20 protein-coding genes and 5 tRNA genes are annotated in these 23,102 nt (G+C 21.3%); 8 read left to right on the top strand and 17 right to left on the bottom strand.

What is annotated here, in order from left to right:
- Positions 1 to 184 precede the first annotated feature (184 nt).
- From lysA to prfB, 3 genes are read right to left on the bottom strand one after another with little or no spacing between them, the layout of a single operon-like run.
- Entirely contained in the window at positions 185 to 1,426 is a 1,242-nt protein-coding gene (gene lysA / locus RJI84_RS01450; RefSeq protein WP_343188984.1) for a diaminopimelate decarboxylase, read from the bottom strand.
- A gap of 41 nt (positions 1,427 to 1,467) precedes the next feature.
- Complete coding sequence (lysS, locus tag RJI84_RS01445; protein WP_343188983.1) at positions 1,468 to 2,967, bottom strand: lysine--tRNA ligase; 1,500 nt, start codon at positions 2,965 to 2,967, stop codon at positions 1,468 to 1,470.
- A 5-nt stretch (positions 2,968 to 2,972) separates the two neighbouring features.
- The gene (gene prfB, locus RJI84_RS01440) at positions 2,973 to 4,079 is read right to left on the bottom strand and encodes a peptide chain release factor 2 (RefSeq protein ID WP_343189267.1); all 1,107 of its coding nucleotides are present in this window, start codon (positions 4,077 to 4,079) and stop codon (positions 2,973 to 2,975) included.
- 128 nt (positions 4,080 to 4,207) lie between these two features.
- Here prfB and RJI84_RS01435 point away from each other — a divergent pair, with 128 nt between their 5' ends.
- Both RJI84_RS01435 and gmk read left to right on the top strand, forming a co-directional pair.
- Entirely contained in the window at positions 4,208 to 5,164 is a 957-nt protein-coding gene (locus tag RJI84_RS01435) for a hypothetical protein (RefSeq protein WP_343188982.1), read from the top strand.
- 19 nt (positions 5,165 to 5,183) lie between these two features.
- Positions 5,184 to 5,819 (top strand): guanylate kinase, encoded by a 636-nt coding sequence (gene gmk / locus RJI84_RS01430; RefSeq protein WP_343188981.1) that lies wholly within the window; start codon positions 5,184 to 5,186, stop codon positions 5,817 to 5,819.
- A gap of 2 nt (positions 5,820 to 5,821) precedes the next feature.
- On the opposite strand, the gene typA is transcribed toward gmk, so the two are convergent.
- Genes typA through glnS form a run of 4 tightly spaced genes read right to left on the bottom strand, consistent with a single transcriptional unit; the run spans position 5,822 to position 11,566 of the window.
- Entirely contained in the window at positions 5,822 to 7,639 is a 1,818-nt protein-coding gene (gene typA, locus RJI84_RS01425; protein ID WP_343188980.1) for a translational GTPase TypA, read from the bottom strand.
- 46 nt (positions 7,640 to 7,685) lie between these two features.
- Positions 7,686 to 8,609, bottom strand: a complete 924-nt coding sequence (locus RJI84_RS01420) for a 5'-3' exonuclease (protein ID WP_343188979.1) — start codon at positions 8,607 to 8,609, stop codon at positions 7,686 to 7,688.
- A gap of 54 nt (positions 8,610 to 8,663) precedes the next feature.
- Positions 8,664 to 9,932, bottom strand: a complete 1,269-nt coding sequence (gene eno / locus RJI84_RS01415) for a phosphopyruvate hydratase (RefSeq protein ID WP_343188978.1) — start codon at positions 9,930 to 9,932, stop codon at positions 8,664 to 8,666.
- Positions 9,920 to 11,566, bottom strand: a complete 1,647-nt coding sequence (gene glnS / locus RJI84_RS01410) for a glutamine--tRNA ligase (protein WP_343188977.1) — start codon at positions 11,564 to 11,566, stop codon at positions 9,920 to 9,922. The genes eno and glnS overlap by 13 nt, the downstream gene beginning before the upstream one ends.
- Before the next feature lie 181 nt (positions 11,567 to 11,747).
- Between glnS and RJI84_RS01405 the strand changes: the two genes are divergently transcribed.
- The 4 genes from RJI84_RS01405 to rpiA all read left to right on the top strand — a co-directional run bounded on the left by RJI84_RS01405 (position 11,748) and on the right by rpiA (position 12,824).
- A tRNA-Met gene (locus tag RJI84_RS01405) sits at positions 11,748 to 11,821 on the top strand.
- Between the two features lie 55 nt (positions 11,822 to 11,876).
- Positions 11,877 to 11,959: transfer RNA gene (locus tag RJI84_RS01400), tRNA-Leu, on the top strand.
- A 40-nt stretch (positions 11,960 to 11,999) separates the two neighbouring features.
- Positions 12,000 to 12,071 (top strand) — tRNA-Gln (locus tag RJI84_RS01395).
- 90 nt (positions 12,072 to 12,161) lie between these two features.
- On the top strand, positions 12,162 to 12,824 hold the full coding sequence (rpiA, locus tag RJI84_RS01390; protein WP_343188976.1) for a ribose-5-phosphate isomerase RpiA: 663 nt from the start codon (positions 12,162 to 12,164) through the stop codon (positions 12,822 to 12,824).
- Positions 12,825 to 12,872: 48 nt separating this feature from the next.
- Here the strand turns inward: rpiA and gshA are convergent, their stop codons facing one another.
- The 5 genes from gshA to alaS form a co-directional block, all read right to left on the bottom strand.
- Positions 12,873 to 14,384: a glutamate--cysteine ligase gene (gshA, locus tag RJI84_RS01385; RefSeq protein ID WP_343188975.1), complete on the bottom strand. Its 1,512-nt coding sequence runs from the start codon at positions 14,382 to 14,384 to the stop codon at positions 12,873 to 12,875.
- A gap of 54 nt (positions 14,385 to 14,438) precedes the next feature.
- Positions 14,439 to 14,510, bottom strand: a tRNA-Arg gene (locus RJI84_RS01380).
- Between the two features lie 66 nt (positions 14,511 to 14,576).
- Positions 14,577 to 14,666: transfer RNA gene (locus RJI84_RS01375), tRNA-Ser, on the bottom strand.
- 109 nt (positions 14,667 to 14,775) lie between these two features.
- Positions 14,776 to 14,955, bottom strand: coding sequence for a carbon storage regulator CsrA (gene csrA, locus RJI84_RS01370; RefSeq protein ID WP_343188974.1), 180 nt, complete (start codon positions 14,953 to 14,955; stop codon positions 14,776 to 14,778).
- Positions 14,956 to 15,016: 61 nt separating this feature from the next.
- A complete protein-coding gene (gene alaS, locus RJI84_RS01365) occupies positions 15,017 to 17,590 on the bottom strand; it encodes an alanine--tRNA ligase (protein ID WP_343188973.1) in 2,574 nt (857 codons plus the stop codon).
- Between the two features lie 252 nt (positions 17,591 to 17,842).
- Between alaS and RJI84_RS01360 the strand changes: the two genes are divergently transcribed.
- Complete coding sequence (locus tag RJI84_RS01360; RefSeq protein WP_343188972.1) at positions 17,843 to 18,790, top strand: RluA family pseudouridine synthase; 948 nt, start codon at positions 17,843 to 17,845, stop codon at positions 18,788 to 18,790.
- Positions 18,791 to 19,014: 224 nt separating this feature from the next.
- Here RJI84_RS01360 and aroQ read toward each other — a convergent pair whose 3' ends face one another.
- A complete protein-coding gene (gene aroQ / locus RJI84_RS01355) occupies positions 19,015 to 19,470 on the bottom strand; it encodes a type II 3-dehydroquinate dehydratase (RefSeq protein ID WP_343188971.1) in 456 nt (151 codons plus the stop codon).
- Between the two features lie 189 nt (positions 19,471 to 19,659).
- Between aroQ and RJI84_RS01350 the strand changes: the two genes are divergently transcribed.
- Positions 19,660 to 21,111 (top strand): metallopeptidase TldD-related protein, encoded by a 1,452-nt coding sequence (locus tag RJI84_RS01350; RefSeq protein WP_343188970.1) that lies wholly within the window; start codon positions 19,660 to 19,662, stop codon positions 21,109 to 21,111.
- 69 nt (positions 21,112 to 21,180) lie between these two features.
- On the opposite strand, the gene rplS is transcribed toward RJI84_RS01350, so the two are convergent.
- From rplS to rpsP, 4 genes are read right to left on the bottom strand one after another with little or no spacing between them, the layout of a single operon-like run.
- Positions 21,181 to 21,543, bottom strand: coding sequence for a 50S ribosomal protein L19 (gene rplS, locus RJI84_RS01345; protein ID WP_343188969.1), 363 nt, complete (start codon positions 21,541 to 21,543; stop codon positions 21,181 to 21,183).
- Positions 21,544 to 21,570: 27 nt separating this feature from the next.
- Positions 21,571 to 22,326: a tRNA (guanosine(37)-N1)-methyltransferase TrmD gene (gene trmD, locus RJI84_RS01340; protein WP_343188968.1), complete on the bottom strand. Its 756-nt coding sequence runs from the start codon at positions 22,324 to 22,326 to the stop codon at positions 21,571 to 21,573.
- A 5-nt stretch (positions 22,327 to 22,331) separates the two neighbouring features.
- Positions 22,332 to 22,847 carry a ribosome maturation factor RimM gene (rimM, locus tag RJI84_RS01335; RefSeq protein ID WP_343188967.1) on the bottom strand — a complete coding sequence of 172 codons (516 nt, stop codon included), beginning with the start codon at positions 22,845 to 22,847 and terminating at the stop codon, positions 22,332 to 22,334.
- Positions 22,841 to 23,086: a 30S ribosomal protein S16 gene (rpsP, locus tag RJI84_RS01330; protein ID WP_343188966.1), complete on the bottom strand. Its 246-nt coding sequence runs from the start codon at positions 23,084 to 23,086 to the stop codon at positions 22,841 to 22,843. Before rpsP ends, rimM begins: the two co-directional genes overlap by 7 nt.
- Positions 23,087 to 23,102: the final 16 nt, after the last annotated feature.

Here is a 23,102-nt window from a genome sequence, read left to right as displayed (position 1 = left end):
TTTGTATAAATAGTTTTATATAATAAAAAAAATAATATATTTTTGTTTTAATAAATACAACTTAAATATATTTTTTTTTTATGGAAAAAAATATTTTTTAAATTTGCATTATACTAAGTGGTTTTTTTATACATTTTATATATATTAAATGTTTTTTTATAAATTTATTTTTTATGACAACATTTTATTTTTCAAGTTTTATTAAATCTAAAATTTTTTGTTTTTTTCTTATTTTTTTTATTTTATTATCATATGTTAATAAAAATTCTGGTATTAATGGTCTGCTATTATAATTAGATGACATAGAGGATCCATATGCTCCAACATCATGAAAAATTAAATAGTCTCCAACATAAATTTTTTTAAGTTTTCTTGTAATTATATTACCGTTATTATGTATAGTAAATATATCTCCTGATTCACACAGCGGTCCAGATATTACGACATCTTCTTTTTTTTTTAATTTTGTTTTTGCATCTTTTTTTGTCATATTTATTATAGAAATTTTATGATAACTTCCATACATTACCGGTCTAATTAAATCGTTAAATCCTACATTTATTATTACAAATTTGTACTTATCAGTTTTTTTTATTGCTCTTACTTCTGATATTAAAAATCCAGATTTTGATACTATAAATCTTCCAGGCTCTGTCTCTAGTATGATTTTTTGGTTAAAATAATTTTCTAGACTTTTTTTAGTCTTTATCCAGTATTCAGAATATTTTTTTATATCAAAAACTTTTTCATCATTTTTATATGGTGTAGGTATGCCTCCTCCTGATGATATTATTTTGATTTTCTTATTCATTTTTATTATTTTATTTTTTAAATACTTGCATACCTTTTTTAAGTTGTGCAAGTTTGATCCAGATCCTATATGAACATGAAATCCAGATAATTTTAAACCATATTTTTGTATTTCTTTTATTGCAGGTTTTACTTTCCATATTCCATGTTTACTATTGTTCCCACCAGTGTTAGTTTTTTTACTATGTCCATGTCCAAATTTTGGATTAATTCTTAACCATATGTTATGCCCGGGAGAAATTTTTCCTATTTGTTTTATCATGTCTATAGAGCCAATATTTACTGTAATATTCAAATTAACAACTTTAGATAAAGTTTCTTTATCAAAAATATCAGAAGTATAAACTATTTCATCATTTTGTGACGAAAATCCAGCTTCTATTGCTCTATCTATTTCTCCAGATGAAACTGCGTCTACTTTTAATTTATTTCTTTTCATTATCTTTAATATATTTATGTTGGAACAAGATTTTTGTGCAAATCGTATTACATCAAATTTTTTTAACTTCTTGATTTGATTTAAAATATCTTGTTCTTTATATAACCAAAACGGAGAATTATTTTTTTTTATAATTTTTCTTATTACATAATATATTTTATTTTTTTGTTTATTCATGTATTTTCTCTTGTATGTTTGTATATAATTTTTTTTTATTCTTATACGTTTTTATCTGTTTTTCTTAAAGTTGGAAATAAAATTATGTCTCTAATATTTTTGGAATTTGTTAATAACATTATTACTCTATCTATTCCTATTCCCACACCAGAAGTTGGAGGTAGACCATATTCTAAAGCTTCAATATATTCTTTGTCATAAAAATTATTTTCTTTATTATTTTTTATCTGATTTCTAAATCTTTTTTTCTGGTCTATTGGATCATTTAGTTCTGAAAATCCATTACTGATTTCCATACCCGCAATAAACAATTCAAACCTTTCGGTCAATTTTTTTTTGTCGTTCATTCTTCTAGAGAGAGGTGAAGTTTCTACAGGATAATTTGTAATAAATGTTGGGTATACAATTTTTTTTTCTACAGTTTGTTCAAACAATTTCATTTTTATTCTTTCTATACTATAATAATTTTTGATTTTTATATTTTTTTTTACTAAAATTTTTTTTATATAATCAATGTTATTTAAATCTTTTATATTTATATTGTCATTAAATTTTACTATTGCTTCATCTATTGTCATTTTAATAAATTTTTTTTTAAAATTTATTTTTATTTTATTATATTTTATGAAACTTTTTTTTTTAATATTTTTAATGACATATCTAAATAGTTCTTCTAAAAGATTCATCATATCTAAATAGTTAGAATATGCCATGTAAGCTTCAATCATAGTGAATTCTGGATTATGTTTAGAGGATATTCCTTCATTTCGAAAGTTCTTGCTAATTTCAAATATTTTTTCAAAGCCTCCTACTATTAATTTTTTTAAATATAATTCAGGAGATATTCTTAAATACATTGTTTTATTTAATGAATTATGATGAGTAATAAATGGTTTAGCTAATGCTCCTCCTGGAATATCTTGCAATATAGGTGTTTCTACTTCTAAAAACTCTTTTTTTATAAAAAATTGTCTTATAAAAAATATTACATAAGATCTTGTTATAAATTTTTTTAGTGATTTTTTATTAGATATTAGATCTAGATGTCTTTTTCTATAGCATTTTTCTCTGTCTGTTAAACCGTAATAGTTGTTTGGAATTAGTCTGAATGTTTTGGTTAATAATTTTAACTTTTTACATTTTACAGTTATTTCATTTGTTTTAGTTTTAAATACATTACCGTATACTCCTATTATATCTCCTAAATTCCATTTCATAAAAATTTTTTTATAAAAGTTTTTATTTACATATTTTTGTGAAATGTATAATTGTATTTTTCCACTTATATCCTGTATTTCACAAAATGAAGCTTTTCCCATTGTTCTAATTTTGGTTATTCTGCCAGCTATTTTTATATCTTGACTTATTAAATTTGCATTTTTTTCATATAAATTTTTATATTTTTTTAATATTTTTCTACATGTAGTATTAGGATTAAAATTGTTGGGATAAGTAAAATTATGTTTATTTATATACTTTATACTATCTTCTCTTATTTTATGTGATTCAGATATTTTTATTATTTTGTTTGTTTTGTTCATTTTTTTTAAACTCCTAATTTTAACGATGCTTTTACGAAAGTATCTAAGTTACCCTCTAAAACATGTTGTATGTTGTTAGATTCTACCCCAGTTCTAGTATCTTTTACTATAGATAAGTCTAGAATATAAGATCGAATTTGTTTACTCCATGTTATTTTAGATTTTAAGTTTTCTAAATCTTTTTTTGCATTTTTGTTTTTTTTTATTTCTAAGTTATATAATTTAGATTCCATTTGTTTTATGGCTTGTTCTTTGTTTTTGTGCTGAGAGCGATAGTTTTGACATTGTGTAACTAAATTTGTAGGTATGTGTGTTATTCTTACTGCAGACTCGGTTTTGTTTACATGTTGCCCGCCTGCTCCTGAAGATCTATATACGTCTATTTTAATATCTGAATTTAACATTTTTAGTTTAGTTTTTTCCTTTATATCTGGATAAACATATATTGATGCAAAAGAAGTATGTCTTTTACCAGTAGAATTAAATGGACTTTTCCTAACTAATCTGTGTATTCCTGTCTCTGTTCTAAACCATCCTAATGCAAAATTTCCTGATATATAAATAGTTGCTGATTTTATTCCTGCAATTTCTCCTTTATATTTAGAAATTATTTTTGTTATAAATTTTTTTTTATTTGCCCATTTTAAGTACATTTTTAATAGCATATTTGCCCAATCTTGTGATTCTACACCCCCTGATCCAGGTTGTATGTCTAAATAACAATTTAATTTATCATTTTTTCCAGAAAACATTTTATAAAATTCAGTTTCTTTTATGCTTTTTTTTATTTTTTTGGTTTCATGCTTTATGTCTTGTAATATTTCATAATTTTTTAATTTTATAGATAAATCAACTAATTCTAGTAAATATTTTATTTTTCTGCAATTTTTTTTTATAGGAGATATTTCTTGTTTTATCTGTTTTTTATGTTTTTTTAATTTTCGTATTATATCAGTTTTTTTCCATGTATCTTTTTTACATAAGGTTTTTCTGATTTCGTTTAATATTTTACTTTTTTTATAATAGTGTGTTGTTTTTTTTAAGTTTTCATTTTTTTTTTTAAGGCTTTTAATTTTTTTTTCATTTTCATAAGTTTCATAATATTTCTCTATTATATATTTTATATATATGATAAAATAAATTTTATTTGTTTTAATTTATGTTAATTATTTTTATATATTTTAAAAGTATTTTTTAAATTTTAAAACTAAAATTTTATAAATTTTTTGCAGAGGTATATTTGAAACACAGTTTTTGTTTTCGTTATTTTAAAAAAGTTTCTAATAGTAACAAACTTTTTTTATATAATTTATGTAATATTTCTTTAGTTATAGTTTCTGGTAGAGATAGTAAAAAATATTTACAAAGTCAGATTACAAATGATTTAACATTATTATCTAATCATGAATATGGTGTTGGTTCTTGTTGTAATATATTCGGTAGAGTAATTAGTGTATTTTTAATTTTTCGTTATTCTAGTAGTTCTTATGCATATTTACATAGAAATAGTGTGTTGAAATATCAATTTGATGAAATCAAAAAGTATTCTGTTTTTTCAAAAGTTAATATTTTAACGTCTAAAAATTTTGTTATATATGGTATCTGTGGTAAAGAATCACTTATTTTTTTAGAAAAATATTTTAGCATATCTTTTTTAAATAAGTCAGTTGTAAAAAAGGATAATTTCACATTTTTAAAAATAAATTCTGTTATGAAAAGATTTATAATTATTTCTACTTATAAAGACATTCAAATTTTTATAGAAAATAATTTTAAAAAATTTTGTTATAGACCATTACAAGAATGGGATTTTTGGGATATGGATATTGGCTTTCCTATAATAGAAAAAAAAAGTTGCAAAAAATTTTTTCCTTCTTCTTTAAACTTAGAAAAATTTAATGCAGTGAGTTTTCATAAAGGATGTTACAAGGGGCAAGAAATTTTATCTAGAATTAGATATAAAAATCCTAACAAAAAAAAATTGTTTTTAATATATAGTATATCTAAAAATGTTCCTAATATTGGAGAACGTATTTTAAAAATTACAAAGTATGGTAAAATAATTTTTGGAATAGTTGTATTTTCAGTTAAAATAGATGACTATATATTTATACAGTGTGTATTAAACAATATAGTTACAAAAAATACTATTCTAAAAATAAAAAGTATATACAAGAGTGTCTTAACGATAAGATAGGTTTGTTAAAATAATTTTTATGAAAAATAATAAAGACTTTGGTATATGTTTTATCTTATCTGCACCAAGCGGAACAGGAAAAACTAGTTTATTAAAAAAATTTTTTGAAAAAGATACTACAAATAATATTTTTTTATCTATATCTTATACAACTAGAAAGAAAAGGTGTAATGAAATTGATAAGATACATTATAATTTCGTTTCCAGAAATATGTTTAAAACTATGATTATTAAAAAAAAATTTATAGAATACGCAAAAATTTTTAATAATTATTATGGAACTAGTTTTTTTGAAATAAATCGTCAGTTAAAAAAAGGAAAAGATGTTTTTTTGGATATTGATTATAATGGTGCTAAGCAAATAAAAAAAAAAGTTTTATTTTCTACTAGTATATTTATACTCCCTCCATCTAAAAGTGAAGTAGTTAGAAGATTAAAACATCGTAATCAAGATAGTCATAAAATTATTTCAAAAAGAATGAAAAAATTTTCTGAAGAAATAAAAAGTTATAAAGATTATGATTATTTGATTGTAAATAACAATTTTAATAATGCTTTAGAAAAAATTAGAACCATAGTAAATTCAGAAAATTTGAAAGTAGTTTATAACAAAAAAAAATATTTTAATTTAATAAATATATTATTAAAAAAATAATTTTATATTTTATTTTTTTTAAATTTTTTTCTTTCACTACTTTTTAAATATTTTTTTCTTAATCTTATTTTTTTTGGTGTTATTTCTATTAGTTCATCATCGTTAATAAAACTAAATGCTTTTTCTAAAGTAATAATAGTATGCTTTTTTAAATTTATTGCTTCATCGCTTCCTGAAGCTCTCATATTTGTTAATTTTTTTCCAGTTAAACAATTAACTGTTAAATCGTTTGCTCTATTATGTATTCCTATGATTTGTCCTTCGTATACTTTTTCTCCATGTGTTATAAATAATATCCCTCTGTTTTGTAAAGAAAATAAAGAAAACCCTAGTGCTTTTCCACTTTTATTAGATATTAATACTCCATTTTTCCTTTGCCCTATTTCATACGATTTTTTTATATCATATTTTTTAAAAGAAGAATAAAATATGCCAGTACCAGAAGTTATATTATTAAATTCTGATCGAAATCCTATTAAAGCTCTACTTGAAATATAATAGTCTAGGCATATTCTATTTTTTTCATTACTTTCAATAATATTTTTTAAACTTCCTTTTCTTTCTCCTATAAATTTCATTATGTTTCCTTGGTGTTTTTTTTCTATGTCTATTATCAAATTTTCATATGGTTCATATATTTTTTTTTTATAATCTTTAAAAATTATTTTTGGTCTTGACAATTCCATTTCAAATCCTTCTCTTCTCATTGTTTCAATTAAAATTGATAAATGCAGTTCTCCTCTTCCAGATATGCAAAATGTGTTTGAGTCGTTTTTATAATCTATTTTTAAAGATACATTTTTTGAGATTTCTTCTTTCAATCTTTTTAATATTTGTCTAGAAGTCAAATATTTTCCTTCAATTCCAGATAAAGGAGATGTATTTACTGACAAAAATATTTTTACTGTAGGTTTATCTATTATTAGGTCAGGAAAAGCTATTTCATCTTTTTTTTCACATATAGTATCAGATATCTCAATGTTTTCTATGCCAGATATTAAAACTATTTCTCCAGCACTAGACGAATCTGTTTCAACCGTTTCTACCCCTTTATAATGTAATATTTTATTTATTTTTCTAATACATTTTTTTTTTTTATTATTTATTACAAATACAGTCTGATTTTTTTTAATTGTTCCGAATTTAACTCTTCCTATTCCTATGTGTCCTAAATAACTATCATAATGTATTTGTGATATTTGCATTTTTAATTTTTTATTACAATAATTTATTTTTTCTGGTGTGTATTTTATTATTGTTTTTATTAGTGGAATCATGTTATTTTTTATATTATTTATTTCTAATCCAGAAGTTCCTAATGCAGCAGAAGTATATACTATTGGGAAATCTAATTGTTCTTCCGTAGCATTTAAGTTTATAAATAAGTCAAAAATTTTTTCTAATACCCAGTTAGGTCTAGAATTTTTTCTATCTATTTTGTTTATTACAACTATTGGTTTTAAATTGTATAAAAAAGATTTTTTTGTAACAAATCTAGTTTGTGGCATAGGCCCTTCTAGTGCATCTACTATTAATAATACAGAATCTACCATAGACATTATTCGTTCAACTTCTCCTCCGAAATCTGCATGCCCAGGAGTATCTACTATATTTATTTTATAATTTTTCCAAAATATAGATGCATGTTTTGACAATATTGTAATACCTCGTTCTTTTTCTAAGAAGTTAGAATCCATAATACGTTCTTCTTTATTTTTTTTTTCTTTGTAATATTTTGACTCTTTAAGTAATTTATCTATTAAAGTGGTTTTTCCATGGTCTACATGGGCTATTATTGCTATATTTTTTATTTTTTTCATATTTTATAGTATATTTAAAATTTTTAAAATAACTTATTTACTATATTTATAGCATGTTTTTTTTAAAATTGTTATTTAGATTGTTTTTATATATTTTTTTTTTTATTTCTATATTTTTTTTATAAAATATATTAAAATTATTTTTTTTAAAAAATTTATTTAAATTATTTATATTAGGTTTTTTCAAATTTAGATTTTTAAATTTTTTTTCTATTTTAAAATTTAAGTGTAGCGTAGTAAGTTTTAAAGAAAGTATAGTTTGTATTTTATGTTTTGTTAAATTTTTTATGATATTGTTTACATTTTTTATTTTTAAACTTTTAATTTCATTTATATTGTTATAAATATTTTTTATATTACAATATTTTTTTATTAATATTTGTGCAGTTTTCTTTCCTATACAAGGCACTCCTGGTATGTTATCTGATTTATCTCCTACTAATGATAAATAATCAGGAATATTTTTCGGTAATATCTTATACTTTCTTTGAACCTCATATTTGTCTATTTTTTTATATAAATTTTCTAATATAAATGTAGATGAGTTTATTATTTGATATATATCTTTGTCATTAGTAAGTATAAATACAAAATTTTTATTTTTATTTTCTATTTTTGACAGAATTCCTATTGTGTCATCTGCTTCTATATAAGGAATACTTACTATTGGTATTCCCAAATTTTTTAATAAAAAATTTAATGGTATTATTTGTTCTATAATTTTATTTGGCATTTTAGGTCTGTTTTTTTTATATTTTTTATAAATTTTTTGTCTAAAATTTTTTTTTTTAGAATCAAAAACCATAATTATTTTGTCAGGTTTATATTTTTTACATATTATATTAATCATTTTTGTAAATCCATATATTATATTTACAGGATTTCCAAGTTTATTTTTTAACATTGGTATAGCAAAATAGTATTTATACATATAATACGTGCCATCTATTATAAAAGTTTTTTTTTTCATATTTATATATTTAAAAAATGTAGTTTTATGTTTTAAAAAAAAATAGTAGCATTTTTATAAACTAATTTTTTTTATGTTTTCTTCTATTCTTATTAATCTATTGTATTTAGCTATTCTTTCTGATCTTGACATTGAACCTGTTTTTATTTGATCAGATACTGTTCCAACACACAAATCAGATATAAATGTGTCTTCAGTTTCTCCTGATCTATGTGAAATTATTGTTTTATATTTTGATCTTTTCGCAATATCAATAGTTTTTAATGTTTCCGTTAAAGTTCCTATTTGGTTTAATTTTATTAAAATTGCATTTGCAGCTTTTTTTAATATTCCCTTTTGTAATATTTTATAATTTGTTACAAAAAGATCATCTCCTACTATTTGTATATTTTCCCCAATTTTTTTTGTTTGGTATATAAAACCTTTCCAGTCATTTTCATGTAGTCCATCTTCTATAGATTTTATACAATATTTTATAGACATTTTTTGTAGATATTTTGTAAATTCTTTGTAGTTAAAAATTTTGTTTTCACTATTTAATTTATATTTTTTAATTTTATTGTTATATAATTCTGATGCTGCGCAATCTATAGCTATTGTTACGTCCTTACCTAATCTATATTTAGTGTGTTTTATCGATTTTTGTATTAATTTAAATGCTTCTTCATGATTGTTTAAATTTGGTGCAAAACCACCTTCATCGCCTACTGATGTATTTATATTATTTTTTCTTAATATTTTTTTTAGTGAGTGAAATATTTCGCATCCAATTCTTATAGCTTTTCTAATAGATATGTTTTTTTTAGGTTGTATCATAAATTCTTGTATATCTAAATTATTGTTTGCATGTTTTCCTCCATTAATTATATTTATCATAGGAGATGGCATTATTATATCTTTATTTTGTCCAGACAATTTATATATATATTCATATAAATTAATTTTCTTATATTTAGAATATGCTTTTGCTATAGATAATGAAACAGACAATATTGCGTTAGCGCCAAGATAAGATTTATTTTTGGTTCCATCTTCTTTTATCATAATATTGTCAAGTTTTTCTTGATCAGACGCGTCTTTATTTTTTAAAATTTTAAATATAATATTATTTACGTTTTTTACTGCATTTAATACTCCTTGCTTAAAAAAATATTCTTTATTTCCATCTCGTAATTCTAAAGCTTCTTTCATTCCTGTAGAAGCTCCTGAAGGAACACTTGATCTTCCATAAGATCCATCTGCTAAATACACTTCTGATTCTATTGTAGGATATCCCCTAGAATCTATAATTTCTCTTGCAAATATTTGTTTTATTTTTGACATTTTTTATTTTTTTTTAATTTTGTTATACGTGTAAAAGTTATATTTTTATCTTTTATGTTTTTATTTAAAAAAAAATATCCAATTCTTTCAAATTGTATATAATTTTTTAACATTTTATAAATTATATCTTTTTGTACTAACCCACATATAGTCTTAGAAGAATTTTTATTTATATATTGTATCATATTTTTCTTATTTGCAGGTCTTCTAGTCACAAATAAGTTTTCGTATAGTTTGAATTTAGATTTTATAGATTCTTTTTTAGAAATCCAATGTATTATTTTAACTTTACTGTTTTTTTTGAAACATTTGTTTTGATAATGTTTACAATAAATTGTCTGAGTTTGATTTAATGAATTTAGTATTATTTTTTTAGATTTTATAACATATGAATATCGTAATTTTGCTTTCCATTTTATATGTACATTTTTTTCTATTATGTGATTATTATTAATAAAATCATTTTTATCTATATATATTTCTCTTCTTAAAATAATTTTTTGTGTTCCAAGTTTTTTGATTTTAGGATGATTTGGTATCTTTATTATTTTTTTATAATTTTTTGGTAAACTGTATATTATAACTTTTATTGGATACAGTATTGCCATAGCTCTGTTAACCTTTTTATCTAGATCACTTCTTATACAATGTTCTAAAAAAGAAAATTGAATATAGTTTTCTTTTTTAGTAAGCCCAACATTATAACAAAATTTTTTTATTGAATTTGGTGTATAACCTCTATTTCTTAAACCAGATATTGTTAATAATCTAGGATCTGACCATTCTTTTATTATTTTTTTTTCTATTAAAAATTTAATTTTTCTTTTAGAAAGTACAGAATATTCTATATTTAATCTAGCAAATTCATATTGTTTTGGTTTTTTTTTAACATCTATATTTTTTAATATCCAGTTATATAATATTTTGTTGTCTTGAAACTCAAGAGTACAAATGGAATGAGTTACTTTTTCTATATAATCTGAAATACAATGAGAAAAGTCATATGTTGGATATATACACCATTTATTTATAGTTTTAAAATGTTTTTTTAATTTTATTATTCTATATAATACAGGGTCTCTTAAAATTATTCTTTTAGATGACATGTTTATTTTTGCTCTTAAACATGAATATCCTTCTTTAAAAACACCTTTTTTCATTTTTTTAAAAAGCATTATGTTTTCTTCTATTTTTCTACTTCTAAAAGGACTATTTATTCCTTTTTTTGTTAAACTACCTCTATATATTTTAATTTCTTTATTGTTTAAATTGTCTACATATGCTAATCCTTTTTTTATTAATATCATTGCATACTTATAAAATTTTTCGAAATAGTTTGAACAATATTTTTCATTTCCATGCCACTTATAACCAAGCCATTTTATATCTTCTTTAATAAAGTTTATATATTTTTTTTTTTCTTTATATGGATTTGTATCGTCAAATCTTAGGTTACATGTTCCGTTATATGTTTTTGCTATATTAAAATTAGTGAATATAGATTTTGCATGTCCTATGTGGAGATAACCATTTGGTTCAGGAGGAAACCTAGTTTTTATCTTTATAAGTTTATCATTTTTAATGTCTTTTAATATTATTTTATCTATAAAATTTTTTTTTTTATTATTTTGCATATTTTATTTTTATAATAAATATATTTTTATTTAAATTATTATGGTAATTTTTATATTGTATTGTAATTATAATATAAAACTATTTTTTTATCTGAAATTATATAAAACATTTCTTAAATCTGTTGATAATTTTTTTATAATTTAGTATATTTTAGTTTTGAACGGTTTTTTATATTAATATAGCTATGTAGCTCAGATGGTTAGAGCACAGCACTCATAACGCTGAGGTCATGGGTTCAATTCCCATCATAGCTAAATTTTTTATGTTTATATAAAAAGTATATAAAAGTTTAGTATATTTTTTAATTTTGCGGAGATGGCGGAATAGGTATACGCATCAGATTTAGGTTCTGACGCTTGTTAAGCATGCGAGTTCAAATCTCGCTCTCCGTATTTTTTTTTATATAATAATAGAAAGAAAATTTTATTTTGTTGGGACATAGCCAAGTGGTTAAGGCATCGGTTTTTGATACCGGCATCCCTGGTTCGAATCCAGGTGTCCCAGTTTTATTTTATTTATGTTAAAAAATATATTTTTTTATTTTAGGTTATATTTTTTATATTTTGGAGAATATTATATATTAATATTATTATTATGAATATAAAAAAAATGAAAAAAATGTCATCTATAGCTGCATTAAAATATATTACTTATGATTCAGTAATAGGAATAGGAACTGGAAGCACAGTGTTAACTTTTATTAAAGAATTAAAAAAAAATACTCATATTATAAGAGGAGTAGTATCTAGTTCTAATATTTCTAGTTTTTATCTTAAAAAATATAATATTAAAACATTTAACGCTAGAGATATAGATAGATTAGAAGTTTACATAGACGGAGCCGATGAAATAAATAGTGAGATGCATATGATAAAAGGTGGAGGGGGAGCGTTGACAGGAGAGAAAATTTTAGCTGGTATGTCAAAAACTTTTATTTGTATAGCTGATTTTACTAAAAAGGTTAAATTACTTGGTATTAGTAAACCAATTCCTATAGAAATAATTTCTATTGCTTATTCTTTTGTTAAAAAAAAAATAATAGAATTAGGAGGTTATCCTGTGTTAAGAAAAAACTTCTTAACTGATTATAACAATATTATAATAGATGTTTATAATATTATTATAAATGATCCTATTAAATTAGAAAGAAAAATAAATAGTATACCTGGGGTAGTAACTGTAGGAATATTTTCTGTTAGAAAAGCAGATATTGCTTTAATTGCTAATGAACATAGTATAGAAATTATTAAAAGTTAAAGCTTACTGTTTTTAAATAAAAAAACATTTTAATATAATATTTTCGTTTTATATTTTTTTATTATATTTTTCTATTATTCTTATTTTTTTTATAGATATTAACATTTCTTTTAAAAAGTCTATTTTGTGAATTATTTTAAACTTTTTTTTAAAATTATTTTTAAAATATTTTTTAGACAATTTTAAGCCAGTGTTTTTCATACCATATTTTTTTATAATTTCTAATATTCTAGAAGAATAAGTTAATTTTTTGTTTTGTAAAATTTTTTTAATTTTTTCATAAGATTTTTCATATTCTTTAAAATGTGTATTTGAATCTAAAATTTTTGCAATTTGTTGTAGTTGTTTCATTATTTTCATAACAAATTTTATAAATGTTTTTTTTTTGTTTTGTACATATATTTTTTGTTCAGGTTTTTTCCCATGTACACAAATATTTTCCCAATTTTTATTTATCTCTTTCATTTCTTTTTTTTTTATATATTTAGATTTTATTGATGCACACCATATTAAAAATATATCTAAAAAAAATATTTGATATTTTTTTATTCCTACAGAAGAAAATGGATTTATATCTATAGATCTTATTTCTATATATTTTATTCCTCTTCTTGCTAATGCTTTTATTTGTGTTTCTCCTTCCTTAACATTTTGTTTAGGTCTAATATGCGTATATATTTCATTTTCTAGTTGAATAATATTACAATTTATTTGTTCATTTTTATTTTTTATTTTTGAAAATTTTTTATCTTTTGTTTTTAATGCTTTTTTGACTTTTTTAATATATTCTCTTAAAGAGTTAAATTGTATATTAACTTTATTTTGTATATTGTTTGTGTGTCCAAATTTGCTCATTCTTAATGAGGTAGACCATTGAGAGTATAATATATCATCTTTTTTAATGAAATTTTTATTTTTTTTTATATTTTCTTTATTTATACTTTTTTTAGATATATACGGTGAAGATCCAAATAAATATGGTATTAAAAATCCAAATCTATAATAATTTCTTATGATGCTCATATATCCATTAGAAATAATATTTTTATTACTTTGTTTATTTGCATTTCTTTTTGTCCAAAACTCCTCTGGTAAAGAAAAATTATAATGAATTCCAGAAATTATGTTTTTATAACTCCCATATCTATTTTGTAATCCTTTTCTATAAAGTTCTTTTTTTTTGCCTATATATGAATTTCCATATTTTGCTATTTTTATAGTTTTTTTGTTTTTGGGATAATTAGGGGGTATACTTAAAGGCCATAATGTTTCTTTATCTAAACTTTTTAGTGTGTATATGTATAAGTCTGTTAAAACATTTTTTAAATTATATATATTTTTCGTTTTTGGAGTGATAAATTCTATTAAATTTTCTGCAAAGTCTGTTGTTATCCATTTGTGTGTTAAAGATGATCCTAATAGTTTAGGGTGTTTTTTTTTAGATAAGTTACCAAATTTATCCACTCTTAAAGTTTCTCGTTCTATTCCTCTATAAATTTTTTTAAAAATAGTTGAATTTTTCTTTATCCAACTGATATTAAAATTTTTTTTTTTAATCAATTTTATCTCCTTAATATTTTTTTCTTTTTTTTTTTTTTTTTTTTTTTTTTTGNNCATCCGGAAGGATTCGAACCTTCAACCTCTCGGTTCGTAGCCGAGTGCTCTATCCATATAAGCTACGGATGCTTTAATATTTAATATAATTATATTTTGTTTAAAATAATATTTTTTAATAATTTTTTTATAATTGTTAGGTGAGAGAGGGATTCGAACCCTCGATACATTTTATAAATGTATTCTCCCTTAGCAGGGGAGCACCTTAATCCTCTCGGTCATCTCACCAAATAAATTTTTATTACAAATTTGATTGTACTTTTTTTGATATATAAGTCAAATAATATTTATATATGTTATAATTTCGTCTTGCTAAGTAATAAGCAAGACGAAGTATTTATTTAACTATTTTTTTTTCAGATTGTATTCTTGCATAAATTTCTTCTCGATGCACAGAAATATTTTTTGGTGCATTAATACCAACTCTAACTTGATTACCTTTAATACCTAACACAGTTACTGTAATTTCATCACCTATTACTAATGTTTCTCCTATTCTTCGAGTTAGTATAAGCATAATTTTTTCCTATTTTTTTGTATAGTTTATATTTTTATATAATTATTTAAAATAATGTTTTTTATTTATACGGAAACCACTCTTTTATATTTTTTAACATTTTTTCTGTTAACTTTATTTTTGAACTACCTCCTTCTGCTAAAGTATTTTTTCCTCCTCCTCTACCTTCTGTCACTTTATTAATTTGATATAATATTTTGGTAGCATTTATTTTTTCAGAAAGTTTTTTTGTTACTCCTATTAATATAGATATATTATTTTTTTTTATATTTGCGAGTATTATTATTATTTCTTGTTTTTCATTTCTTAATTTGTCTATATATTTTATCAACAATTTTCTTTCTTCATTATGAAATGTCTCTATTACTATATTGTATTTTTTTATTTTTATTACGTTAGAAAACATTTTTTTAACTTTTTTGTTTAATAATTTTTCTTTTAATAAAGTTATTGTATTATTCAAAGATTTATTTCTTGCTAATATTAGATTTATATAACTTAATATTTTTGTGTTTTTTATTTTTATTAATTTAGATATTTTTTTTATAATTTTTTCATTTTTATACATTTTTTTAAAAGCAAAATTTCTTGTAGCAGCTCTTATTCTATATTTTTTACTTGATATCTTGTATATTTTAAAAATTTTAAATATTCCTATTTCACCAGTAGATTTTACATGTGTTCCAGAACACAGCTCTGAAGAAAAATTTCCTATTTTAACTATCCTTATATTTTTATAACCTTTTTCTATTAATAACTTTTTTTTATGTATTTTATTATACTCATTTGCTTCAATTGTTTCAGTTTTAATTGTATGATTTTTTTGTATCTCTTTATTTATTTTTTTTTCTATTTTATAAATTTCATTATTTGATATTTTTTTTATATATGAAAAATCGAATGTAAAATATTTTTCTTTAATGTTGGATCCCTGTTGTGTTATTTTGTTATCTAAATATATTTTTAATGTTTTGTGTAGTAGATGTGTGGAAGTATGATTTGCTTGTATAGATAGTCTTTTTTTATAGTCTATTTTAGAAATAATTTTTTCTTTTTTTTTAAAACTTCCTTTTATTACTTTTCCTTGATGTAACGTCATATTATGTATTTTTGTAGTATTTTCTACTAAAAAAGTAGCATGTTTATTATATATTATACCTGAATCTCCAATTTGCCCCGCGGATTCTCCGTAAAATGTTGTTTCTTTTAATATAATAATTGCTTCATCTGGATAAAATATTTTGTTTTCTTGTTTTTTATTTTTATATATATATAGTATTGTACTAGTTATTTTTTTAAATTTGTATCCAAAAAATTTAGTTTTTTTTATTGGAGAAATATAGCTGTTATATTTTTTTTTAAAAATATTTATACTTTTATTATATATTTTTTTTTTATTTATTATTTTAAAAAGTTTATCTTCATTTATTTTTATATTGTTTTTTTTGCATATGTTTTTTGTAATATCTATAGGTAATCCTAAAGTATCATACAAATAAAATACTGTTTCAGCATCTATTTTTTTATTTTTTATTTTTTTTTTTAAATATTTTATACCTTTGTTCAAAGTAATTTTGAACATTTCTTCTTCTTCTTGTAATATTTTTACTATTTTATTCTGATAAATTTTTAATTTTTTATATGATTTATAAATTTTTATAACTTCTGGGACAAGAATATGTAAAAATGGATTTTTAATACATAGTTTTTTGCCATGTAATATAATTCTTCTAATGATTTTCTTTAATATATACCCATGATATTCGTTAGCAGGTGTTATGTTTTCTGAAATTATAAAAGATACTGTTCTTATGTGGTCTAATATTATGTTAATAGATTTTTTAAATTTTTTTTTTGAATTGCTAATTTGAATTATTTTTTTTTTTATTTTTTTAAATATGTCTATTTCATAAGTAGAATTGACTTTTTGTAATATTGATGCGATTCTCTCTAAGCCCATTCCTGTATCTACATAAATGTTTTTTAGTTTAGTTAATTTTTTTATACCAGTATTATTATACTGTACAAAAACTATATTCCATATTTCTAAAATTTCTTTATCAAAATTATTTTTTTTATTAATATATTTTTTATAAAAAATTTCTGTAGATGGCCCACATGGACCTGTTTCTCCCATTTGCCAGAAGTTTTTGGAGCTGTTTTTCTCAGTTATTATTATGTTTTTTTTGTTTAATTTTATTACTTTAAGCCATATTTCATAAGTTTCTATGTCTTCGTAATTTACTGTTACTATAATTTTATTCTTATTTAAAGCGAAGTATTTTTTGCTTGTTAACAATGTCCAAGCATATAAAATAGCTTGTTTTTTTGAATAACCTCCAAAGCTAAAATTACCTAGCATTTCAAAAAAAGTGTGATGGTGGTTAGTGACCCCTACTTTATTTATATCATCTTCTTTTCCTCCTGTTCGAATACATTTTTGTAAAGTAACAATTTTATTATATTTGCTCTTTTTTTTTTCTAAAAAATAATCTTTAAACTGATTCATGCCAGCATTTGTAAATAATAATGTTTTGTCTTTTTTTGGTACTATAGAACTTTCTTTAACTACTTTGTGACCATGTTTTTTAAAAAAATTTAAAAACATTGTTTTTATTTCATCAGTTGTTTTCATATTTTAGTGTGTATATAATATTAAAATCTGGTTTTCTAAATTTAATTTTAGTATATATTTTATGTTAATAGAATAAGATTATTAACTGTATATCATATTTTTATGTAATTGAAACATTTTTAACAGTTAATATCTGTATTTTGATGTGCTTATGTGCAAATTATATAATATAAATTTTGTATGTTTAAATTTTTATTTTTAACTATATATAAAGTTTTAAAAAAAACACTTTACTATTATTATAAGAATTTTATGGATTATACATTAGGAAGTAAAAACATATTTTTTGCAAACTTAAAAAAAAAAACTAGACTAGATATTTTTTTAAAAAAAAAAATTTTTAAATATTCTAGATCGAAAATTAAAAGTTTTATATTTGATAAAAAAGTTTTTGTTGATGGAATTGTATGTAAAAAACCAAGTAAAAAAATTATTTGTGCAAAAATAACATTTATAGATAGTCTTGTTAAAAAAACTTCTATATCTCCTGAAAATATTCCTTTAAATGTTTTATATCAAGATAAAGATATAGTCATAATAGATAAATATGCTGGAATTGTTATGCATCCTGGAAATGGTCATTTATCAGGAACTTTGCTAAACGCAATATTATATCATATTAAGGAGTCTAAACATGTTCCGAGAGCTGGCATAATACATAGATTAGATAAAGATACGACTGGTTTATTAATTGTAGCAAAAAATTTGTTTTCTTATAAAAAATTAATTAGTTTTATGAAAAAAAGAAATATAGTTAGAGAATATGAAGCTATTGTAGTTGGTAATATATTTTCAGATGGATATATATCTAAACCTATAAAAAGACATAATTATTTTAAAACTAAAATGTCAGTACATGTATCTGGTAAAGAAGCTATTACTTATTATAAAGTTATAAACAGATTTTCAGGTTGTACACATGTTAAAATAAAATTAAAAACAGGAAGAACACATCAAATCAGGGTACATTTTTTGTATATTAATCATCCTTTGATTGGAGATAAAAAATATTTTGATAATAGAAACATTCATTTGTTAGAAAAAAAGTGTTTAGATTACATAAAAAAATTTCCAAGACAAGCTTTACACGCAGTTAACATAAAATTTAATCATCCTAAAACTAATGAAAAAAAAGAATTTCACTCAGCTCTTCCAAAAGATATGGTTGATTTAATATATAAATTGCATAGAGGTTTTTAATAGAATGTGCGATTGTATATAGAAATGTACGTATGATTTAGATAGCTTATAGTTTAATGTTTAGAATTATATTTTAATATACATTTTTATAGTTCTTTTTATAAAATTTTTTGTTTATTATGTGAATATTTTTAAAATTTTGCGAATTACTTTAAATTTTTTTTTCTTATTTTTATTTTGCGCTTTCTTTTTATAAAAGCGCAAAATTTATTAATTATTATAAATTATTTTATATTATTATTTAACATTTTTTCATATATTGCATCTATTGCTAAAAAATATCCTTGTATACCTAGACCACATATTGTTCCTATAGCAATATCTGAAAACCAAGAATTTGCTCGAAAATTTTCTCTAGAATATATATTAGAAATATGTACTTCTATAAATGGAATTTTTACTGATAAAATTGCATCTCTTAATGCTATGCTTGTATGTGTATATGCAGCTGGATTAATTATAATATAATTTACTAAATTTTTAGATTGTTGTACTTTATCTATTAATTTAGATTCAGAATTAGATTGAAAAGTTTTTAAATTTATTTTTAATTTTTTAGATTTTTTTTTTAACTTTTTTATTAGCAATTCTAAAGTTATATTTCCATATATTTTTTTTTCTCTTACACCCAATAAATTTAAATTTGGTCCGTTTATTAACAAAATAGTATTTTTGTTCATTGTATTTTTTTATGTTTTTTTTGAGTATTTTATAAATTATTATTATAATAGTTTTATGTAATTAACATATATTTTAAATTTTTATAATATATATTATGCAAAATAATTTTTATATTTAGTATATAAACATTTTTTTTTAGAAGTTTTATTATATATTTTTTTAATTATTCATTATGAGTATAATTACATATGCAATTAGATTCGGTATTTTATAATTTAATTTTAAAACATAATATTTCTTATGAAGATATGAATTATGAAGTTAATAATTTAAATGTTTTGTATATAGATTATGCAGATTTATATTTTCAAGTAATATCTTGTGAGTATATAACATTTTCTAGAAATATAGTTAAAAAAATATCTTATTTTGAAGATTCTGGGATTAGCGCAAGATCTATATTAGATAAAAAAGTTAATTTCATTTATTCTAACGGTATATCTTTAAAAAAATTAAGATATTTAGTAAAAAGTATTGTTAATATGCATGTTGTTAAAAAAAATGTTAGTTGTATAGATATAATTTATAACAAAAATCAAAATAATAATTTTATATATAAAAATTATTTACAAAAATGCTATTTTTTAGAAAAATTAGAAATATTACATATGATAAATAAATTAGCTAGAAATATTGATAAAAGAGTGTTTAACGTCATAATTTCTATGTTTATAAAATATGAACAAGTTTTGGTGACATCTACAAATAAAAATATTTCTACTGATGTTAGACCTTTTATATGTATTAAAATAATAGTTTTCTCTGAAGAGAACAGTATTGTTTCTACAGGAAGTTGTGGTGGAAAGTTAAATAATGTTAATAATTTATTTTCAGATATTATAAAATGTGAAAATAATATTATAAAAAAATGGTCTAGAAAAGCAGTAAAATCGTCTTTAATAAATCTAAAAGCAAAATGTGCTCCTTCTGGTTCTTTTCCAGTAATATTAGGATCTGGATTGCCTGGTATTTTATTACATGAAGCTATAGGACATGGATTAGAAGGTGACTTTAGTAGAAAAAATATTTCAATATATAGTAACAAAATAGGACAAAAAATAGCTTCTAACTTATGTACAATAGTAGATAATGGAACTTTTTTACATGGAGCAGGAACTTCCAACATAGATGATGAGGGTGTTAATACAAGATTTAATATTTTAATAAAAGATGGTATTTTGTGTAAATATTTGCAAGATATGTATAATTCTATGTTAACGAAATCAGATCTTACAGGAAACGCTAGAAGAGAATCTTATAAATTTATACCATATCCTAGAATGACAAATACTTATATGCTTAATGGCACCACTGATCCTAAGGATATTATAAATAGTGTTAAATACGGAATATATGCTGTAAATTTTTCAGGAGGACAAGTAGATATTGTTTCAGGAAATTTTGTTTTTAATTCTTCAAGAGCATACTTAATACAAAACGGTAAAATAACATATCCTATTAAGGACATTGCATTTATTGGGTCTGCATTAAATGTAATGAAAAATATTTCTATGGTTGGCAACGACTTTAGAATAGATGATGGACTAGGAGTATGTGTGAAAGAAAATCAAGAAGTTCATGTAGGAGTGGGTCAACCTACTATTAAAATAGAACATATAACTGTTGGCGGGTCAGTTTAATATTTTTGTATCATGCAGTTTTATAATACTGCATGATGGTAAATATAATATTCTTATAAAATAAATTTGCTAATGTACTTTTTTTTTATTTTGTTTTTCTTTTATTTTATAAGATTTTCCATGCAATTTTCTCATATAATATAATTTGGATTTTCTAACTTTTGAAATTTTTTTTATTTCTATTTCTTTTATTATAGGGGAATATTTTTTAAAAACTCTTTCGACACCCTCTCCATTAGAAATTTTTCTTACTGTGAATGATGATCTAAATCCTCTATTTCTAGTTGCTATAACAATTCCTGTAAAATTTTGTATTCTTTTTTTTTCTCCTTCTATTATCCAACTTTTTACGTTAATTGTATCTCCAGACTGAAATGTCGGTATATTTTTTAATATATTGTTATTTTCTATTTTTTCTATAATTTTTTTCATAAATATCATTTTAATTGTTATATAAAATTAGTTTTTGTACTCTTGTCCTAAGATTTTTAAAATCTCTTTTTTATTATATTTAATTTTTTTTTTTAACATATCTGGTCTTTTTAATAATGTCGCTTTTAAAGATTCTTTAGATTTCCATATCTTTATATTTTTATGATTACCTGACAATAACACTTTTGGAACTTGTATACCTTTAAATATTTTAGGTTTAGTATAGTTAGGATGGTCTAATAGACCATTAAAAAATGAATCTTCTATAGAACATTTTTTTTTTAAAATTCCAGGTACAAATCTTATAATACATTCTATTAAAACCATTGCTGGTATTTCACCACCAGTTAATACATAGTCTCCTATTGATATTTCTTGATCTATTTCTTTTATTATTATTCTTTCATCTATTCCTTTATATCTTCCACACACTAATATTATTTGTTTATGTTGTAAAATATTTAATATTACTTTTTTACTTATTTTTTTTCCTTGGGGAGACATATAAATAGTTTGTATACTATTTTTTTTACATAAATTTTTTATGTGTTCTATTGTATTATATAGTGGATACGGTTTTATAATCATTCCAGGGCCGCCACCATATGGTTTGTCGTCTATATTTTTACTTTTGTCATTTATAAATTTTCTAGGATTCCAGCATTTTATTTTTAATATTTTTTTTTCGATAGATTTTTTTATTATTCCATATTTTAATATGATTTTAAACATTTCTGGAAATATAGTTATTATGTTTATTATAAAGTTATTTTTTGTTTTCATATTATTTAGATAAAGTAAATATAATTTTTTACTATAATTTGTTTCTTTTTTATGTTTATTTCTTTTATATATTCATTTATTATAAATGGTATTAATATTTCTTTGTTAAGATTTTTCAATGTATCATTTAATTTTATTAACAATATGCTAGATGTTTTTGCGTCTATTATTTTTAAAACTATTCCTAAAAAATTATTTTTATTATCATATACTTTACATTTTATTATATCTTTATAATAATATTCATTTTGTGTTAATATAGGAATAGAAGATTTGTTTGCAAATATTTTTTTTTTAACAAATTTTTCAGACTCTGTTCTATTTTCTACATTTTTAATTTTTACTAAAATATTTTTTTTATAAATTTTCCACTTTTTTATTTCTATTTTTTTATATTCTTTTTTTATACATATATATAATGGTAAATAGTTAAACATATTTTTTTGTTTTTCAGTAAACGAAACTAGTTTTAACCATCCAAATATTCCAAAAGATTTTTTTATAATTCCTACTACTAACATAATTTTTTTATTTTCATAATATTTTTTACTCTTTTAGATAAAATAGCACCTTTACTAACCCAAAAGTTAACTCTTTCTATTGATATGAAAAAATTTTTTGTAGCATTTTTTTTAATTGGATCATAGTATCCCACTTTTTCTATAAATTTTCCATTTTGTGGAGACCTTACATCAGATACTAAAATCTGATAAAACGGTCTTTTTTTTGATCCTTTTCTAGATAATCGTATTTTAACCATTTGTTAATTTTTCCTA

Origin of the sequence: Buchnera aphidicola (Chaitoregma tattakana), assembly GCF_039370165.1 — a bacterium.
GTDB classification, from domain to species: domain Bacteria; phylum Pseudomonadota; class Gammaproteobacteria; order Enterobacterales; family Enterobacteriaceae; genus Buchnera_G; species Buchnera_G aphidicola_F.
This window is presented reverse-complemented; position numbering and strand designations above follow the sequence as displayed.

Coding starts and splice junctions, on each gene's coding strand:
- rpsP (WP_343188966.1), bottom strand. CDS start 23,086: ATGGTTAAAATACGATTATCTAGAAAAGGATCAAAAAAAAGACCGTTT.
- alaS (WP_343188973.1), bottom strand. CDS start 17,590: ATGAAAACAACTGATGAAATAAAAACAATGTTTTTAAATTTTTTTAAA.
- rimM (WP_343188967.1), bottom strand. CDS start 22,847: ATGTTAGTAGTAGGAATTATAAAAAAATCTTTTGGAATATTTGGATGG.
- rpiA (WP_343188976.1), top strand. CDS start 12,162: ATGAATATAAAAAAAATGAAAAAAATGTCATCTATAGCTGCATTAAAA.
- gmk (WP_343188981.1), top strand. CDS start 5,184: ATGAAAAATAATAAAGACTTTGGTATATGTTTTATCTTATCTGCACCA.
- csrA (WP_343188974.1), bottom strand. CDS start 14,955: ATGCTTATACTAACTCGAAGAATAGGAGAAACATTAGTAATAGGTGAT.
- lysS (WP_343188983.1), bottom strand. CDS start 2,967: ATGAACAAAACAAACAAAATAATAAAAATATCTGAATCACATAAAATA.
- rplS (WP_343188969.1), bottom strand. CDS start 21,543: ATGAAAAAAATTATAGAAAAAATAGAAAATAACAATATATTAAAAAAT.
- eno (WP_343188978.1), bottom strand. CDS start 9,932: ATGTCAAAAATAAAACAAATATTTGCAAGAGAAATTATAGATTCTAGG.
- lysA (WP_343188984.1), bottom strand. CDS start 1,426: ATGAATAAACAAAAAAATAAAATATATTATGTAATAAGAAAAATTATA.
- RJI84_RS01360 (WP_343188972.1), top strand. CDS start 17,843: ATGGATTATACATTAGGAAGTAAAAACATATTTTTTGCAAACTTAAAA.
- typA (WP_343188980.1), bottom strand. CDS start 7,639: ATGAAAAAAATAAAAAATATAGCAATAATAGCCCATGTAGACCATGGA.
- glnS (WP_343188977.1), bottom strand. CDS start 11,566: ATGCAAAATAATAAAAAAAAAAATTTTATAGATAAAATAATATTAAAA.
- trmD (WP_343188968.1), bottom strand. CDS start 22,326: ATGAAAACAAAAAATAACTTTATAATAAACATAATAACTATATTTCCA.
- RJI84_RS01350 (WP_343188970.1), top strand. CDS start 19,660: ATGCAATTAGATTCGGTATTTTATAATTTAATTTTAAAACATAATATT.
- RJI84_RS01420 (WP_343188979.1), bottom strand. CDS start 8,609: ATGAAAAAAAAAACTTTTATAATAGATGGCACGTATTATATGTATAAA.
- aroQ (WP_343188971.1), bottom strand. CDS start 19,470: ATGAACAAAAATACTATTTTGTTAATAAACGGACCAAATTTAAATTTA.